This is a genomic window from Pseudohalocynthiibacter sp. F2068, from assembly GCF_023015645.1.
In the GTDB taxonomy this organism is placed as follows: domain Bacteria; phylum Pseudomonadota; class Alphaproteobacteria; order Rhodobacterales; family Rhodobacteraceae; genus Pseudohalocynthiibacter; species Pseudohalocynthiibacter aestuariivivens.
Genome location: NZ_JALKAK010000002.1, coordinates 89,127 through 104,309 on the forward strand (window position 1 = coordinate 89,127; position 15,183 = coordinate 104,309).

Below are 15,183 nucleotides of genomic sequence, written 5' to 3' on the forward strand. Positions count from 1 at the left end.
ATCCCAATGCTGGCGCCGCTTGATTCAGGTATTTTCGCACAAGGCGTAACGGTCACGTATCGCAATGGACTGACGGCGTTGCGAGACGCCAGTTTTGAGATTCCGACAGGAACGATAACAGCGCTTGTAGGGGTGAATGGGGCTGGAAAGTCAACATTATTCAAGGCGATCATGGGGTTTGTGCCGGTAGCAAAGGGTGAAATCTCGATCCTTGGAATGCCGGTAAAAGAGGCGTTGAAGAAAAACATCGTAGCCTATGTGCCGCAGGCCGAAGAAGTCGACTGGTCTTTCCCGGTACTGGTTGAAGATGTGGTTATGATGGGCCGCTATGGCCACATGAACTTTATGCGGATGACACGTGACGAAGACCGGAGCGCGGTGACAGAGGCCTTGGCCCGAGTTGGAATGAGTGAGTTCCGGCACCGCCAGATTGGTGAACTGTCTGGCGGGCAGCGTAAACGGGTTTTTCTTGCACGCGCTTTGGCGCAAGACGGCAAAGTCATCTTGTTGGATGAACCTTTCACAGGTGTCGATGTGCAGACCGAGGATGCTATCATCGCGCTGTTGCGTGATATGCGTGATGAAGGCCGTGTGATGTTGGTGTCGACCCATAACCTTGGGTCTGTTCCTGAATTTTGTGATCGTACAATTCTGGTGAAAGGCACCGTGCTGGCACACGGCCTAACAGAAGAAACCTTTACACAATCGAATCTTGAGGCCGCTTTTGGCGGTGTGTTGCGTCATTTTGTTCTGGGTGGCAAAGACTTGCATGACGATGACGACAGCCGTCAGGTTACGGTTATTACCGATGATGAACGGCCCTTCGTTGTTTACGACGATAAGCCAGAGGGCGAAAGCTGATGGAAATGCTGCTGGAACCTTTCACCTATGGGTTCATGATCAACGCGATGTGGGTCAGCGCACTTGTGGGTGGGGTTTGTGCATTTCTGTCCGCCTATCTGATGCTCAAGGGATGGTCACTGATCGGGGATGCGCTTAGCCATTCTATCGTGCCCGGTGTTGCTGGGGCTTATATGCTGGGATTACCATTTGCCCTTGGTGCCTTTCTGGCAGGGGGGCTGGCGGCCGGGGCGATGTTATTTCTGAACCAGAGATCCGGGCTTAAGGAAGACGCGATAATTGGTCTGATTTTTACTTCGTTTTTCGGGCTCGGGTTGTTCATGGTCTCTATTTCGCCGACTTCTGTTAACATTCAAACGATCACGCTTGGAAACATCCTGGCGATCACACCGGGTGATACACTGCAATTGGCAGTTATCGGGTTTGTCTCGCTCACAATTCTTCTGTTGAAATGGAAAGACCTAATGGTGGCGTTTTTTGACGAAAACCATGCGCGATCGATTGGGTTGAAACCTGATCTTTTGAAAGTGCTGTTTTTCACGCTCTTGTCGGCGTCTTGTGTTGCTGCTTTGCAAACGGTGGGTGCGTTCCTTGTTATCGCAATGGTGGTGACACCGGGGGCGACAGCCTATTTGCTGACGGATCGCTTTCCGCGACTCTTGATGTTGAGCGTGGCGATTGGATCCATCACAAGTTTTGTAGGAGCTTACGCAAGCTATTTTCTGGATGGCGCGACAGGTGGAATTATCATCTGCCTGCAAACATTGATATTCTTAACTGCCTTTTTTCTGGCACCCAAGCATGGATATCTTGCCGCACGCCGCCGTTCCGCAGATGCATTGGAGGGTGGGGCATGATTGAAGAACTGCTCTTGCCATTTCAATTCGAGTTCATGATCCGCGCCTTTATCATCACCACAATTATCGCGGTGCCGACTGCGCTGTTGTCTTGCTATCTGGTCCTGAAGGGATGGTCCCTGATGGGCGATGCAATTAGCCACGCGGTGTTGCCGGGAGTGGTGCTGGCGTATCTGATTAATATTCCGCTCATCATAGGTGCTTTTGGTGCTGGAATGGTCTGTGCGCTGGCCACCGGTTTCCTGAAGGACAATAGCCGCATCAAACAGGATACAGTCATGGGTGTGGTGTTTTCGGGCATGTTCGGTTTCGGATTGGTTATCTACACAAAAATCGAAACTGATGTGCATCTGGATCATATCCTGTTTGGAAACATGTTGGGCGTAAGCTGGGGCGATATCCTGACAACTGGCCTAATCGCGCTTTTCGTTGCTGTGATCGTAGTACTGAAACGTCGCGATTTCCTGTTGCACGCCTTTGATCCAGCGCAAGCGCAGGCAGCTGGATTGAATGTTAAATTGCTGCACTACGGTTTGCTCGCGATTTTGTCGCTGACAATTGTTGCGACGCTGAAAGCGGTTGGGATTATTCTGGCGATCGGTCTTTTGATTGCACCCGGCGCTATCGCGTTTCTTTTGACGCAGCGGTTCGAGCTTATGCTTGTTTTGGCGGTATTATTAACAATGTTCGCGGGTCTCACGGGGGTTTACTTTAGCTTTTTTATCGGAAGCGCCTCTGCGCCAACGATTGTATTGATCTTGAGCGGTATCTTCATCGTCTGTTTTATTTGGAAAACGCAGGTATCTGCCAGAAGGGTCACTTCTGTCTGACAGGCATTTTGTGCGACCGCTAATTTTCTGTGCTAGGTGCGAAAAATCAGATGATCATTTGACAAACGCATGGCCCACGGGTTCTTTTGATAATGTGCGGCAGCGACCGTTAGAAAGTAATGCATCGCTATGCAAACCAGGCCTATTCATTAGGAAAGTGAGCGAATACATGTTCAAAACAAAAAATTTTTCGAAACCGCAACTGTGCGCTTTTTTCGCCTTTATGTTTATGGGTACGGGCGTCCTTGCACAGGATGCAGGCTTCTGTGGTCAGCCCCTCGCCTTGACGCAGGGCAGCTATTCTATCACGGGGGAAGGTGCAGAGCCGATCAATACGTTGATTGATATCGCGCGAGGTGAACCGGCCTATCTGGAACTTACGATTCAGTCCGATACAGGAATTACGGTGGAAACCGCAGCAGGCGAAGCTGACCCGATTATCATATTGTTCGATGACAGTGGCCGGATGGTGCGCTCTGACGATGATGGTGCAGGAGATTTAAACTCGCGGTTAGGGGCTGCGCTTTCGGCAGGTGTCTATTGTGCTCAGATCAGAACGTTGACTGAAGTTCCCCCTGCGGTTGGGGAACTGCCGCAAGGCTTCTTCACGACGATCCCCGTAACAGTAAGTACCGGAATTGTTGCCGGGGCTGGTGGGTGCCATTCTGCCGAGGGGCTCGTAACGCTGGACTCGACGCTGGCTCCGGGGTTTGAGGCGCAGATTCTTCAAGGTCGTAACCCAGGAAATGACAGCTTTGCGTTCAGTCTTGCAGAGCCGATGGCGCTGAGTATTGGTGTGCGCAGCAGTGATTTTGATACACTGCTAACGTTGGAAGACGGTAACGGTTCAGAACTTGGGTCGGATGATGACAGCGGCGGCGGCACTGACAGCTACCTGGGTTTTCAGGATGTATTGCCTGCCGGGGACTACTGCGTTTCGGTTAGCAGTTACGACACCAGCGGCGGAGATTTCAACCTGACGCTGGAAGAATGGTCTGAAGCGGCTGCTTCACGAGGTGCTGGAAGCGGTGCACCGGCCGATCCGTGCGGCGATCCAAATGCAACAACCGATTTGTCGACAAGCCTTAGCTCAGGTTTTGAAGCACAGAATTTTGCCCAGACCCTGAGCAGTGGGCACAAGTTCTATCGGTTTGAAACAACAGAACCGATTGAACTGCGATTGACAGCACGTAGCAATGATTTCGATACGGTCCTTGGTTTGTACAATGCGGAAGGAGCGGAAGTTTCCACCTCGGATGACGGAGAAGGGCTCGGAACGAACAGCCGCATCCAGCCGGATGTCGCTTTGCCAGCCGGTCAATATTGCTTGGCAGTTAGCCCATTTTCTGGGGAAGGTTCAGGTTCTTATTCTGTCACTATCGAGGAAATGACCGCTGAGGCAATGTTGGCCGAGGCTTATGCACTGGGAGAGCTTTTGCCGCCATCAGGTAGCGGTATTGTTTTCACCGATCTGGGTTTGCTTGATCGGACCCTGCGGAGTGACAACGTGGCCGCTGTGGGTACACAGTGGTTTCTGTTCTCGGTCGAAGAAGAAAGTCTTGTTGTCATAGACGCCGTTTCATTAGGCGACTCGTCGAGGCTCGTAATGTTCGACTATGAAGGCACCGGAATGCAGGTTGCTGAAAGCCTTAGCAATCCGGACGCACCTACAACCCGGATGGTGAAGAAGGTCGGCTCTGGCATCTATGCTATTGCAGTTGTTCGGGACCAGATGTCTGAAGGTCGCGAAGTCTCGCTACTTTCTATTCAGCGATATGTCCGTCCGCCACGCCGGTAGCAATCTGAAGGTGACCTCCAACAAATTAAACTGGGCGACCGCGAGGCCGCCCTTTTTTCTTGGCTGTCGATTGGCAGTGGCTTGCACCCCAACTATCAGAACAGAGTCCTGTCCAGAAAGGCTTTTCCCTAGAAATTCACGGTCACGCCCGGTAAATGCAGCGCTTTCATAAGATCGCGAACTTCCTGACGGGCAGCAACGTTTGAAATATTAAGATGCTCAACCCCAACTTCTTTGAGGTCAAGCAACGTTAATCCGCGTGGAAAAAGTTCCCGGAAAATCACACGTTCTCCGAAACCGGGCGCAATACGAAACCCGATGCGTTTAGACAGATTTTCGAGCGCTTCGCCCATCTTCTTTTTGTTGTGCATTTGCTGCGCCGCAAGTCGGTTACGAACAACGATCCAGTCAATTGGTGGAAGCCCGGCCTGTGCGCGTAGCTGACGCGCATTCCATACCATTTCAGAATAAACAGATGGACCCAGGATTTTGCCCGTTTCAGAGTTCAGCCGGGCAAGCAGGTCAAAATCAATGAAGCTGTCGTTTAACGGTGTGATCAATGTGTCAGCCAGCGAATGTGCAACCTGAGACAGTCGTGTATGAGAACCGGGGCAGTCGATCAGGATAAAATCACTATCGGGCTCCAGCGTCGCCACAGCAGCTGACAAGCGATGATCATAGATGTTTTCGCCGGGTTGTAGCGATGACCGGTCAATTTCTGGCAAATCGTGATAATCGGGAACTGGCAGGTCCAATCCTTGCGAATTTAGAAATGCTTTCCGATTTTCGATATACCGGCCAAATGTTTTCTGTCTGAGATCCAGATCCAGCGCGCCAACCTTGTGACCCATCCGCGCAAGTGCAGTTGCCACGTGCATAGACGTCGTCGACTTACCTGATCCGCCCTTTTCATTCCCGACAACGATGATATGCGCCAAGCCAGATATCCCTTCCCAGCAACGTAAAAAAGCGCGCCCTTATGGACATGCTAACTATATGTTGTGTTTTTCATTATGGGAAGCCACAGCAGTGCACAAGGCGGACTTATGTGGTTTTATTGTGAAATTGCATTTATCTGCCACTTTAGGCCGGGGTATTTTCAGGCACCGGAAGTCATTTTTCGGTTCCGAAACAGAGCGTATTACGATTGGTGTTTGCTGTAGATATGGATCAGAAATAACTGGGCAGAGACCAGCGTATCAGGATTTTACAAAATGTCGCTTTGCCATATTTAGACCAAACTTTGTTTCCATACAGGCAACGGGGACAACGTATCTACGTGATTATGAGAGAATCAAAGACGATCAGATGGCACATTCAGAAGGGCTCTGCATGCCATATTTGGAGTGGACGATATGAAGATCCTGGCAGTTGACGATGATGAAATCGCACTGGAGATTCTGAAGTCGGCACTGGTAAATGCGGACTACACCGATATCACAGTCGCAACCTCTGCAGACGAGGCACTGGCGCTTATCAACAATACGCAGGACCCGTTCGATTGCTACCTGCTCGATATTAGAATGCCAGGAAAAGATGGAATCGAGCTGTGCAAAACCATTCGCAGTTTCGAAGAATATACCAACATTCCGGTACTGATGATCACCGCCTTATCCGAGCAATGCTATATAGATCGTGCGTTTGCCGCCGGAGCGACCGATTACATAACCAAACCGTTTCATGGGTTGGAACTTGGCGCTCGTATTCGGGCGGCAGATGGGTTGAGTCATGTGGTCCATCAGGAACGTGAAGCGCGTTTGAATGCGGAAGCGTTGAAAGAACAGCTGGATGGTCTGCATAGCCTAAGGCTTGATGAAAAATTCGACCTCGAAGAGGTGACCGGAGCGGTTGATATCACCGAGTTGGAAAATCGCCTTCTGAAGTTACCCATGGGTAATTATGCGATGGAGATTGTTGCTTTCAAGATTATCGAAATCGAAACGATCCACCAAACACTTCCATCCAGTGATTTTCGAAGTCTGGTCAACAGCGTTGCCGGTTGCATAACCGATGCGATCAACAGCCCGAATTTGCAAATCTCATATGTCGGAGATGGGATTTTCGTTTGTGTCATTCCAAAATCAGGGCGTAAAAAGTCGAGCAACGTTGCAACAAAAGTAAAGAGCGCCGTCGGTGATCTTGAATTTTCCGATACTGAGGGAAACCCGATCACGATAGATGTCGCGATGGGCAAACCTTCACATGCTAATCTTTGGTCAAGTCAGGAAGCTCCGGTCGGCCTTGAAAACGCAATAAAGCGGGCGAATCTGAATGGAATTGACCAGAAGGCACAGTCAAATCTGGCGTCTTTGAAAAACGGCAAGGAAAAAGGCCCCCGACGTCATAGCAGACCACTTTCGATGATTGTTCCGATCTTCAAGTCTCGTCTGCCGCTGATGCAAGCAAATGGGTTTGAGCGCAGGTAGGTGGTGGCATAACAATCTGACCTACAAGCTGCCCAGCCTACAAATTGTAAGCAAAAAACTTTATGAAAATGCAAAACGCCGCCCCGAGAGGAGCGGCGTTCGCAATAAGAGCAGGTATAGGGTGCTTAGAAACCCAGACCTTCGTATTTCTTTTTGAACTTGGAGACGCGACCGCCAGTGTCCATCAGGCGCGTGCCGCCGCCGGTCCATGCAGGGTGTACTGTAGGATCAATATCCAGCGCCAATTGGTCGCCTTCCTTGCCCCAAGTCGATTTCATTTCCATGACCGTGCCGTCAGTCATTTTGACGTTGATCGTGTGATATTCGGGATGGATGTCTTTTCTCATTCTATCCGTCCTTACGCTTTGGCCGACGCGGGCTTGTAATTTGTTTGTTCAGCGATACGTGCAGATTTACCACGACGTTCACGCAGATAGTAAAGTTTCGCACGACGCACGCGACCGCGGCGAACCACGGTGATGCTATCAATGTTGGTGGAGTGCAGCGGGAAGACCCGTTCAACACCTTCACCAAATGAAATCTTGCGGACAGTGAACGCGCCAGCAATGCCGTTGCCGTTTTTACGGCTGATGCATACGCCTTCGTAGTTCTGGACACGCGTGCGCGAGCCCTCTGTCACTTTAAACCCAACGCGGATAGTGTCACCCGCTTTGAAATCTGGAATGTCTTTGCCAAGCGCTGCAATTTGCTCGGCTTCCAGTTGTGCGATTAGATTCATCGCTATGATCCTTTTTTGCTCGTGGTTTTTCCACGAAGGTTTGCGCGCCCCGATAGCTCTTGGTCTTCAACCGGGTCCCTATCGTGTTCTTCACAATAAGCCCGCCAGAGGTCAGGTCGACGTTCCTTAGTTAGCCTTTCGGCCATAACCTGCCGCCAATCGGTTATCTTCGCGTGATGCCCGGAAAGAAGAATTTCCGGTATCTCACGACCCTCCCAAACGGCTGGTTTCGTGTATTGCGGGTGCTCAAGCAATCCAGCCGCGAACGATTCGTCCTCGGTAGATTCCTGATTCCCAAGCACGCGCGGTATAAGCCGGACTGTCGCATCAATCAAGGCCTGTGCTGCAATCTCTCCGCCTGTCAAGACAAAGTCACCAAGCGAGACTTCCGTGATATCGAAATGTTCGATCACGCGTTCGTCCACGCCTTCAAAACGACCGCAAAGCAAAGTCATTCCTTCGGCCTCTGAAAATTCTTGCGCCATTGCCTGTGTAAAGGGCTTGCCGCGAGGTGAAAGATAAACCACTGGCCATTTTGCGCGGTCCACCGGTGTATCCCGTTCAGCGTGTTTCAACGCCTTTGCAACAACATCGGAGCGCAGGACCATCCCGGCACCCCCCCCATAGGGCGGGGCGTCAACATTGCGATGCTTGCCTTCGCCAAATGGTCTAAGGTCAATAGTCTCTAGTCGCCACAGCCCCTCCTGCAACGCTTTTCCGGTAAGAGATGCCCCCAGAACACCGGGAAAAACCTCGGGGAATAACGTGACGATCTTGACGGTCCACGCGTCTTTCAGGTGTGGTTTGTCTTGAATAAGTTCGCGAGGCGTTGCCGTCGCAGATATGGAGAGACGGCCATGAGATTTGGATGGGCTATTACTCATCTCGTGAAACTCCAACATGAATGCCGGTAACAGGAAAAAGATGGGTCATTCCGGATAGATCCCCTCGGGGGGATCCGCGATTATGCGACCCCCAGCCAGATCGACCGTTGGGACAATCTCTTTGGTAAAAGGAAGCAGCACCGTATTTTCCAAGACAGAACCTTCAATTTCCAGCAAATCGCCTGCCCCGTAATTCTGCACATTCTTAACGCGGCCAAGAACGTTGCCTCCGGTATCCAAAACCGTCAGGCCAATTAAATCTGCGTGGTAAAATTCATCGTCCGGTAATTCAGGCAGTTGATCGCGATCAGCAAATAGCCTTATACCGCGCAGTTTCTCCGCCTGCTCCTTGTTGGAAACGCCGTTTATTTTAGCGGAAAACCCATTCTTGACGACATGTGTCAGAGTGACGGAGTACCTTTGAGTTCCGTCTTCCGAAAACAGCGGATCAAAGTCAGCAATTGCCTCTGGATCAGCACAAAAGCTTTTCAAGCGAACCTCACCCTTTACTCCATAAGAACCAGCGATGGCGCCTACGCAAATACGGTCTGACATCGGTTATCCCTTAGCCCTAAGCGCGGAGCGCGCGGTTCTGATGCAAGAGGCTTTAAAGCGCTCTAACGGTCTACGATAGGCAAATGACCGCGTCGGTCTTCCCAACCGGCACGTTCCAACTCTGGTGTTTCCATATCATCTTTGGGCCAGCCGACGCAAAGATACGAAACTAATGCCCAGCCTTCCGGAATATCAATATCACGAGCAAGTTGTTCCGGATCGAGGATTGATACCCAGCCAACACCCAACCCTTCAGCACGTGCAGCCAGCCAGAATTGCGTGATGGCCGCGACAACAGAATAGCGGCGCATTTCTGGCATCGTAGCTGCGCCAAGGCCTGCACCCTTTTCGGTTTGCTCATCGCAGAACACAGCGAATTGCTCTGGGGCATCGCGCATTCCACTCAGTTTCAACCCGGCATAAATCTCGGATTTTTCACCTGAGTAACCGTTTAGTGCGTCTTGATTGGCAGATTCGAAATTCGATAGTGCTGCGGCTCGCGCCGCTGCCGATCGAAGCCGAACAACACGCCACGGTTCCGACAAACCGACGGAAGGCGCCAGATTGAAGGTTGCAAGACAACGATCAATCAAAGCACTTTCGACAGAGTCTGTGCGAAAGTGGCGGACATCACGCCGCCACCTCATTAACTGGTCAAGCTCTTGTCGGAACTGATCCGAAAATTGCGCCATGACCCAGCCGGCCCCGCTTATTCAGCAGAGGCTTCTTCAGCCACTTCTTCAACCGGCTCCTCGGCTGGAGCTTCTGCAGGAGCGGCAGCTGCTTCGACAGCAGCGGCAGCTTTTGAAGCTTTTTCTTCAGCGCGCTCAGTGGCTTTTTTACCTGGAACAGCTGATTTAGGGTTGTTGCGGGTCTTCTTCTCCAGAACACCAGCAGCTTCCAGCATACGGGACACACGGTCAGTTGGCTTTGCACCTTCGCCAAGCCAGTATTTTACGCGATCAAGATCCATTTTTACGCGGTCTTCGCTGTCTTTAGCGAGCAGCGGGTTATAGGTGCCCAGTTTTTCGATAAAACGACCATCGCGTGGCATACGGGTGTCCGTAGCAACGATACGATAGAAGGGGCGTTTTTTGCTGCCACCGCGAGCGAGCCTGATTTTCATAGCCATTGTGAGTTCTCCTTAAGATGATTGAGACGGACTAATTGCCGACTGTTATTCCTGATGTTTTTCGTGGTGATGAATGACTTCGCTAATTATGAAGCTCAAAAACTCTTTAGCGAATTCGGGGTTAAGGTCTGCCTCCAGCGCCATACGCTGAAGACGTTCGATCTGTTTTGCTTCGCGCATCGGGTCAGATGGCGGCAAAGAATGTTGTGCCTTCAGTTTACCGACGGCCTGCGTGTGTTTGAAACGCTCGGCAAGTGTGTAAACCAACACAGCGTCAAGCCGGTCAATGCTTTCACGATGTTCCTTCAGCACCTCTTCGGCGCGGGTTGCATCATCTGTCATTGCTCGCCTCCGGTTTTGGGTGACGGTAGACATGGACGAGGCCCATATGTGGGTTGTCGTAGCTTCCATCCAGTTTCGCGCCAAGCCGTTCCGCGAGCGCAATAGAGCGCGCGTTGTCGGGTACGATGTTGCTTGTGAGGGTCGGCCAGTTCAGCGTGCCGAACGTGTAGTCACGAACATGCGCCGCAGCTTCATAAGCAATTCCCTGACCTTCTGCGTTGGCCACCATGGCCCAGCCCAGTTCAGGCTCGCGCCAGCCTTCGGGGTTCCAAAGGCCAACAAGACCACAGAATGTACCGCTGGATTTTTCCTCAACCGACCAATAGCCGTAGCCGCGCAATTGCCAGTGACCAATAGAAGACGCGAGCCAGCGCCAACTGTCTTCGCGGCCGAGCGGCCCTCCGAACCCAGCACAGCGCGCATCATCGGCATAAAACTCTGCCAACGGCTCAAAATCCTCGGCGCGATGTTCGCGCAGGATCAGGCGTTCTGTTTCAAGTGTGGGGACGGATATTTTCATTTCTTTTTACCAAACCCTGACAAACCGGGGGGCAGAGGGCCGCCGCCAAGACCGGGAAGACCCCCCATTTTCTTAGCTGCGGCTTCCAGTGCTTTGGGGTCCATCGCAGATGGGTCCATATCGCCTGGCATTCCAGGCATCCCGCCGCCTTTGCCAAACATGCTGCCAAGCGCACCCTTCAGCATGCCACGTTTGCCCATTTTGCCCATCTTCTTCATCATGTCAGCCATCTGGCGATGCATTTTCAGAAGCTTGTTCAAATCAGAAACCTCAAGGCCAGCGCCTTTCGCGATGCGTTTTTTGCGACTTGCCTGCAGGATCTGTGGATTGGCACGTTCTTTTTTAGTCATCGACTGGATGAGGGCGACCTGACGTTTCAGAACTTTGTCGTTAAAGCCGGCTTCTTCAACCTGCTTGGCCATTTTGCCCATGCCCGGCATCATACCCATGATGCCTTCCATGCCGCCCATTTTCATCATCTGCTCAAGCTGCGCTTTCAGGTCGTTCATGTTGAACAGACCTTTTTGGAAGCGCTTCATCATGCGCTCAGCTTGTTCGGCCTCAATGGTTTCCTGAGCTTTTTCAACAAGCGAAACGATATCGCCCATACCAAGGATACGGCCAGCAACACGTTCCGGGTGGAACTCTTCGATCGCGTCCAGCTTTTCGCCAAGACCAACGTATTTGATTGGCTTGCCCGTGACAGCGCGCATGGAAAGCGCGGCACCACCACGTCCGTCACCGTCCATCCGGGTCAGGACAACACCGCTGATGCCGACTTTGCCATCAAATTCTTCGGCAACATTTACCGCGTCCTGGCCAGTCAGACCATCGACGACAAGCAGGGTTTCGCGCGGGTTGGCGACATCGCGAACAGCCTGCACCTCATCCATCAGCACCTGATCGATGTGCAAGCGGCCTGCGGTGTCGAGCATGTAGACGTCATAGCCCGCGAGCGTTGCCTGCTGTTTGGCGCGTTTTGCGATATCAACGGCGGACTGACCCTTGATAATCGGCAGTGTATCCACGCCGATTTGTTTGCCAAGGATTGCAAGCTGTTCTTGTGCCGCCGGACGCTGCGTATCGAGCGAGGCCATCAGAACCCGCTTACCGTTCTTTTCTGAAAGGCGTTTGGCGAGCTTTGCTGTGGTTGTCGTTTTACCAGAGCCCTGCAGGCCAACCATCAGGATGGGCGCGGGCGGGTTGTCTACCTTCAGCTCACCCGGTTCGGTTTCATCACCTGCAAGGACATGCACAAGTTCGTCATGGACGATCTTTACGACCTGCTGGCCGGGCGTCACGGATTTGGTAACAGATTGTCCGGCGGCCTTTTCCTGTACCGCCTTAACAAAGTCACGAGTGACAGACAGCGAAACATCGGCTTCCAGCAGGGCAACGCGGACTTCACGCAATGCAGTTGAGACATCAGAATCGCTCAGGGCGCCTTGTTTGGTAAGGCGGTCAAAAACACCAGAGAGGCGTTCGGACAGATTTTCAAACATCGCGACGGCTCCTTTGCCATTTCAAACCCACCCCTCCAGTTAAGAAGGGACGCTCCAATAACCAACGACACCAGTGGGCGCAACGCGCTGACTGATGGCGATCCCTGCGCAATGCAAAGGGACCGGAAGCTTTAAAAGACTTCCGGAGTTCGAGGTCGTTTAGGCCCGAGACGGGAAAGAGTCAAGCCAACAGGCCCTATCCGCGAGAATGGGCCTGTCAGAATTTTTGCGGTGTGTTTTATGCGGCAAGTTTGCCGATCTCGGTCTTTGCAGCCACGATTGACGCGTCGGCATTCTGAGCCAGCTCGGTCGCACCAACAAATTGCACATCTGTTATGCCCAAAAATCCCAGAACGAACTTAAGGTAAGGTGTGAAGTGGTCATAGTCAGAGCCAATCGCGGTGCCGCCAGAGGCTAATGCGACGATAACACGTTTGTCTTTCAACAAACCTTCGGGGCTGTTTTCACCGTATTTAAAGGTGACACCGACGCGGCTGATCTGGTCAATCCAGGCCTTTAGAGAAGAGGGAAGGCTGAAGTTGTAGACAGCCGAGCCGATGACGATGATGTCAGCGGCTTTTATCTCTGCAACCAGTTCGTCAGAGAATGAAAGCGCTTCGGCTTGCTGTGCTGTACGGTTTTCGGGTGGGGTGAAGGTCGCACCGACCCAGGTTTCAGACAGGTGTGGAATACCTTCCGAAAGATCGCGGGTGATAACGGTGGCACCACCGAACCGGGCGACAATGCTGTCGGTGAGGGAACGGGAAACGGAATCTTCTGTGCGGGCAGAGGCGTCGATGCGTAGAATTGATTGTGACATTTGTGAATTCCTCATGTTGATAGACTGAAATTAAGTATTGCAAAAATGAACACAATGCTGATATTCGAACATAATATGTTGGATATTGCACAGGTAGAGTAATGGAAAACTGGGATGAGATACGAACTGCGTTTCAGGTTGCGCGCATGGGCACAGTTAGTGGCGCAGCCGACGTGCTTGGCGTGCATCATGCCACAGTTATCCGCCATATAGATCATTTGGAAAAGCAGCTGGGAACAAAACTGTTTCAGAGGCACGCGCGCGGATACACAGCGACCGAAGCGGGGCAGGATCTGTTGCAGGTTGCCCAGACGACCGCTGAACAGTTCACGCAGCTTGCCGGACGCATACGCGGCCAGGGAGAGTCAGTAACTGGTAACTTGCTGGTCACTTCGCTTGCGAATATGTCGCCCTTACTTGCACCCGTTCTGGTCGAGTTTCAGCAGGAGCATCCGGATGTGAAGGTGCACTATATGACAGGGGAGCGCGTGTTTCGCCTGGAATATGGCGAGGCACATGTCGCAATCCGCGCTGGTAAAACTCCGGATCAGCCAGACAATGTCGTGCAACCGCTGGTGACGCAATGCATCGCACTTTATGGCGCTAAATCCTACATTGATCGTTATGGTCTGCCCGACAGTGAAGAAAATCTTAAACTGCACAGATTTGTTGCAGGGGAAGAACGTCAGAAACGCGCGCCCTTCTACAAATGGCTGGACGAGCATGTTCCGCCAGAGAATGTCGTCTTTCGCGCAGGGGATTTTCAAAGCATTGAACATGCTGTCTGCGCGGGCGGCGGCCTTGGGTTCCTGTCTGATTTCGCTGCGAGCCAGAACGATGATCTGATTCAGGTATTCCCTCCACGTCCCGAATGGGTTTCACCGCTATGGATCGTGACCCATGTCGACCTGCATCGCACAATGAAGGTACAGGCATTTCTGACCTTCTTGAAAGCGAAGGCGAAAGAGTGGGGAACAATATGAGCCCAACACAGGGCGCCCGGATCGATCGCAGCAAGCTAACATCAGAAATGCGCGGACATTTTGCGATGCTAAGCTTCTCAGCGTTGGTCGCGGGTTCTTTTAGCCTGGGTTCAATGGTTGCGAACGAAGTTGAACCAGCCGCGTTTAATGCGATCAGGTTTCTAATTGCGACAACGCTAATGGGTTTCATTGCCGCAGCGACCGGTGGGCTTACCAGACAGGTTGCACGCGCTCCTTGGCGTTTTGTGATCCTGGGCGGCACGATGGCGTTTTATTTTGTTACCATGTTTGAAGGTTTGAAAACGGCACCGCCCGTTTCGGCGGCTGCTGTTTTTACACTTACACCCCTTATGGCAGCAGGCTTTGGGTATTTGATCCTTCGCCAGATAACGACAGTTCGCATGGCTGGGGCATTAATTCTGGGCGGAATTGGCGCGCTTTGGGTGATATTCAAGGCGGATCTCGCGGCGCTGTGGGCCTTTAACATCGGTGTTGGTGAGGCAATTTTCTTTTGGGGCTGCGTGGCGCATGCGTTTTACCCGTCAATCATGCGTCGGCTAAACCGGGGCGAGCCTGCTTTTGGGTTTACATTTGGAATGATGTTCGCGGCTTTCTGGGTGTTTGTAATCTATGGATGCAATGACATCCTGGAAACTGACTGGTTGGCATTGCCGACAATTGTCTGGACAACGATTGTGTATACGGCCGTTTTTGCAAGTGCCGGATCTTTTGCGTTGCTGCAATACGCGAGCCTGCGCCTGCCATCTGCTAAAGTCATGGCGTATACATATCTGGTGCCAAGCTGGGTTATCCTTTGGGAATTAGCGCTGGGCAACGGTGCGCCACGGGGCCTGGTGCTAGCCGGTGTTGCACTAACCGTTGTTGCTTTGCTTATGCTATTAAAGGACGAACACTGAGTGGCGTGTTTTTTGCG

18 protein-coding genes are annotated in these 15,183 nt (G+C 52.0%); 7 read left to right on the forward strand and 11 right to left on the reverse strand.

What is annotated here, in order from left to right; all coding sequences use genetic code 11:
* Positions 1 to 6: 6 nt before the first annotated feature.
* From MWU63_RS02770 to MWU63_RS02785, 4 genes are all read left to right on the forward strand, one after another.
* A complete protein-coding gene (locus MWU63_RS02770; protein WP_213887281.1) occupies positions 7 to 861 on the forward strand; it encodes a manganese/iron ABC transporter ATP-binding protein in 855 nt (284 codons plus the stop codon).
* Positions 861 to 1,718 (forward strand): metal ABC transporter permease, encoded by an 858-nt coding sequence (locus MWU63_RS02775; RefSeq protein ID WP_213887282.1) that lies wholly within the window; start codon positions 861 to 863, stop codon positions 1,716 to 1,718. The genes MWU63_RS02770 and MWU63_RS02775 overlap by 1 nt, the downstream gene beginning before the upstream one ends.
* A complete protein-coding gene (locus MWU63_RS02780) occupies positions 1,715 to 2,548 on the forward strand; it encodes a metal ABC transporter permease (RefSeq protein ID WP_213887283.1) in 834 nt (277 codons plus the stop codon). The genes MWU63_RS02775 and MWU63_RS02780 overlap by 4 nt, the downstream gene beginning before the upstream one ends.
* Positions 2,549 to 2,717: 169 nt before the next feature.
* Complete coding sequence (locus MWU63_RS02785; protein WP_213887284.1) at positions 2,718 to 4,346, forward strand: hypothetical protein; 1,629 nt, start codon at positions 2,718 to 2,720, stop codon at positions 4,344 to 4,346.
* Positions 4,347 to 4,474: 128 nt separating this feature from the next.
* On the opposite strand, the gene MWU63_RS02790 is transcribed toward MWU63_RS02785, so the two are convergent.
* Positions 4,475 to 5,284: a division plane positioning ATPase MipZ gene (locus MWU63_RS02790; RefSeq protein WP_246531558.1), complete on the reverse strand. Its 810-nt coding sequence runs from the start codon at positions 5,282 to 5,284 to the stop codon at positions 4,475 to 4,477.
* Between the two features lie 417 nt (positions 5,285 to 5,701).
* On the opposite strand from MWU63_RS02790, the gene MWU63_RS02795 reads away from it, so the two are divergent.
* Positions 5,702 to 6,772, forward strand: coding sequence for a response regulator (locus MWU63_RS02795; protein ID WP_213887285.1), 1,071 nt, complete (start codon positions 5,702 to 5,704; stop codon positions 6,770 to 6,772).
* A 125-nt stretch (positions 6,773 to 6,897) separates the two neighbouring features.
* Here the strand turns inward: MWU63_RS02795 and rpmE are convergent, their stop codons facing one another.
* The 10 genes from rpmE to MWU63_RS02845 all read right to left on the reverse strand — a co-directional run bounded on the left by rpmE (position 6,898) and on the right by MWU63_RS02845 (position 13,266).
* Positions 6,898 to 7,119 (reverse strand): 50S ribosomal protein L31, encoded by a 222-nt coding sequence (gene rpmE, locus MWU63_RS02800; RefSeq protein ID WP_213887286.1) that lies wholly within the window; start codon positions 7,117 to 7,119, stop codon positions 6,898 to 6,900.
* Positions 7,120 to 7,130: 11 nt separating this feature from the next.
* Positions 7,131 to 7,511, reverse strand: a complete 381-nt coding sequence (rplS, locus tag MWU63_RS02805) for a 50S ribosomal protein L19 (protein WP_213887287.1) — start codon at positions 7,509 to 7,511, stop codon at positions 7,131 to 7,133.
* 2 nt (positions 7,512 to 7,513) lie between these two features.
* Positions 7,514 to 8,395 carry a tRNA (guanosine(37)-N1)-methyltransferase TrmD gene (trmD, locus tag MWU63_RS02810; RefSeq protein ID WP_213887288.1) on the reverse strand — a complete coding sequence of 294 codons (882 nt, stop codon included), beginning with the start codon at positions 8,393 to 8,395 and terminating at the stop codon, positions 7,514 to 7,516.
* Between the two features lie 45 nt (positions 8,396 to 8,440).
* The gene (gene rimM / locus MWU63_RS02815) at positions 8,441 to 8,950 is read right to left on the reverse strand and encodes a ribosome maturation factor RimM (RefSeq protein ID WP_213887289.1); all 510 of its coding nucleotides are present in this window, start codon (positions 8,948 to 8,950) and stop codon (positions 8,441 to 8,443) included.
* A gap of 62 nt (positions 8,951 to 9,012) precedes the next feature.
* Positions 9,013 to 9,642, reverse strand: a complete 630-nt coding sequence (gene bluB / locus MWU63_RS02820) for a 5,6-dimethylbenzimidazole synthase (RefSeq protein WP_247076926.1) — start codon at positions 9,640 to 9,642, stop codon at positions 9,013 to 9,015.
* A 17-nt stretch (positions 9,643 to 9,659) separates the two neighbouring features.
* Positions 9,660 to 10,082 (reverse strand): 30S ribosomal protein S16, encoded by a 423-nt coding sequence (rpsP, locus tag MWU63_RS02825; RefSeq protein WP_247076928.1) that lies wholly within the window; start codon positions 10,080 to 10,082, stop codon positions 9,660 to 9,662.
* A gap of 45 nt (positions 10,083 to 10,127) precedes the next feature.
* Entirely contained in the window at positions 10,128 to 10,424 is a 297-nt protein-coding gene (locus MWU63_RS02830; protein ID WP_213887292.1) for a chorismate mutase, read from the reverse strand.
* Positions 10,414 to 10,944 carry a GNAT family N-acetyltransferase gene (locus MWU63_RS02835; RefSeq protein WP_213887293.1) on the reverse strand — a complete coding sequence of 177 codons (531 nt, stop codon included), beginning with the start codon at positions 10,942 to 10,944 and terminating at the stop codon, positions 10,414 to 10,416. Before MWU63_RS02835 ends, MWU63_RS02830 begins: the two co-directional genes overlap by 11 nt.
* Positions 10,941 to 12,446, reverse strand: coding sequence for a signal recognition particle protein (gene ffh, locus MWU63_RS02840; protein WP_213887294.1), 1,506 nt, complete (start codon positions 12,444 to 12,446; stop codon positions 10,941 to 10,943). The genes MWU63_RS02835 and ffh overlap by 4 nt, the downstream gene beginning before the upstream one ends.
* Positions 12,447 to 12,684: 238 nt before the next feature.
* A complete protein-coding gene (locus MWU63_RS02845; protein WP_213887295.1) occupies positions 12,685 to 13,266 on the reverse strand; it encodes an NAD(P)H-dependent oxidoreductase in 582 nt (193 codons plus the stop codon).
* 101 nt (positions 13,267 to 13,367) lie between these two features.
* Here MWU63_RS02845 and MWU63_RS02850 point away from each other — a divergent pair, with 101 nt between their 5' ends.
* Together MWU63_RS02850 and MWU63_RS02855 are read left to right on the forward strand one after the other, a co-directional pair.
* The gene (locus MWU63_RS02850; RefSeq protein WP_213887296.1) at positions 13,368 to 14,249 is read left to right on the forward strand and encodes a LysR family transcriptional regulator; all 882 of its coding nucleotides are present in this window, start codon (positions 13,368 to 13,370) and stop codon (positions 14,247 to 14,249) included.
* The gene (locus MWU63_RS02855; protein ID WP_246531559.1) at positions 14,246 to 15,166 is read left to right on the forward strand and encodes a DMT family transporter; all 921 of its coding nucleotides are present in this window, start codon (positions 14,246 to 14,248) and stop codon (positions 15,164 to 15,166) included. The genes MWU63_RS02850 and MWU63_RS02855 overlap by 4 nt, the downstream gene beginning before the upstream one ends.
* Positions 15,167 to 15,183: the final 17 nt, after the last annotated feature.

What these genes read in the sequence shown, in the direction of transcription:
- MWU63_RS02770 (WP_213887281.1), top strand. Translation starts at nt 7, where the DNA reads ATGCTGGCGCCGCTTGATTCAGGTATTTTCGCACAAGGCGTAACGGTC.
- MWU63_RS02775 (WP_213887282.1), top strand. Translation starts at nt 861, where the DNA reads ATGGAAATGCTGCTGGAACCTTTCACCTATGGGTTCATGATCAACGCG.
- MWU63_RS02780 (WP_213887283.1), top strand. Translation starts at nt 1,715, where the DNA reads ATGATTGAAGAACTGCTCTTGCCATTTCAATTCGAGTTCATGATCCGC.
- MWU63_RS02785 (WP_213887284.1), top strand. Translation starts at nt 2,718, where the DNA reads ATGTTCAAAACAAAAAATTTTTCGAAACCGCAACTGTGCGCTTTTTTC.
- MWU63_RS02795 (WP_213887285.1), top strand. Translation starts at nt 5,702, where the DNA reads ATGAAGATCCTGGCAGTTGACGATGATGAAATCGCACTGGAGATTCTG.
- rpmE (WP_213887286.1), bottom strand. Translation starts at nt 7,119, where the DNA reads ATGAGAAAAGACATCCATCCCGAATATCACACGATCAACGTCAAAATG.
- rplS (WP_213887287.1), bottom strand. Translation starts at nt 7,511, where the DNA reads ATGAATCTAATCGCACAACTGGAAGCCGAGCAAATTGCAGCGCTTGGC.
- trmD (WP_213887288.1), bottom strand. Translation starts at nt 8,395, where the DNA reads ATGAGTAATAGCCCATCCAAATCTCATGGCCGTCTCTCCATATCTGCG.
- rimM (WP_213887289.1), bottom strand. Translation starts at nt 8,950, where the DNA reads ATGTCAGACCGTATTTGCGTAGGCGCCATCGCTGGTTCTTATGGAGTA.
- bluB (WP_247076926.1), bottom strand. Translation starts at nt 9,642, where the DNA reads ATGGCGCAATTTTCGGATCAGTTCCGACAAGAGCTTGACCAGTTAATG.
- rpsP (WP_247076928.1), bottom strand. Translation starts at nt 10,082, where the DNA reads ATGGCTATGAAAATCAGGCTCGCTCGCGGTGGCAGCAAAAAACGCCCC.
- MWU63_RS02830 (WP_213887292.1), bottom strand. Translation starts at nt 10,424, where the DNA reads ATGACAGATGATGCAACCCGCGCCGAAGAGGTGCTGAAGGAACATCGT.
- MWU63_RS02835 (WP_213887293.1), bottom strand. Translation starts at nt 10,944, where the DNA reads ATGAAAATATCCGTCCCCACACTTGAAACAGAACGCCTGATCCTGCGC.
- ffh (WP_213887294.1), bottom strand. Translation starts at nt 12,446, where the DNA reads ATGTTTGAAAATCTGTCCGAACGCCTCTCTGGTGTTTTTGACCGCCTT.
- MWU63_RS02845 (WP_213887295.1), bottom strand. Translation starts at nt 13,266, where the DNA reads ATGTCACAATCAATTCTACGCATCGACGCCTCTGCCCGCACAGAAGAT.
- MWU63_RS02850 (WP_213887296.1), top strand. Translation starts at nt 13,368, where the DNA reads ATGGAAAACTGGGATGAGATACGAACTGCGTTTCAGGTTGCGCGCATG.
- MWU63_RS02855 (WP_246531559.1), top strand. Translation starts at nt 14,246, where the DNA reads ATGAGCCCAACACAGGGCGCCCGGATCGATCGCAGCAAGCTAACATCA.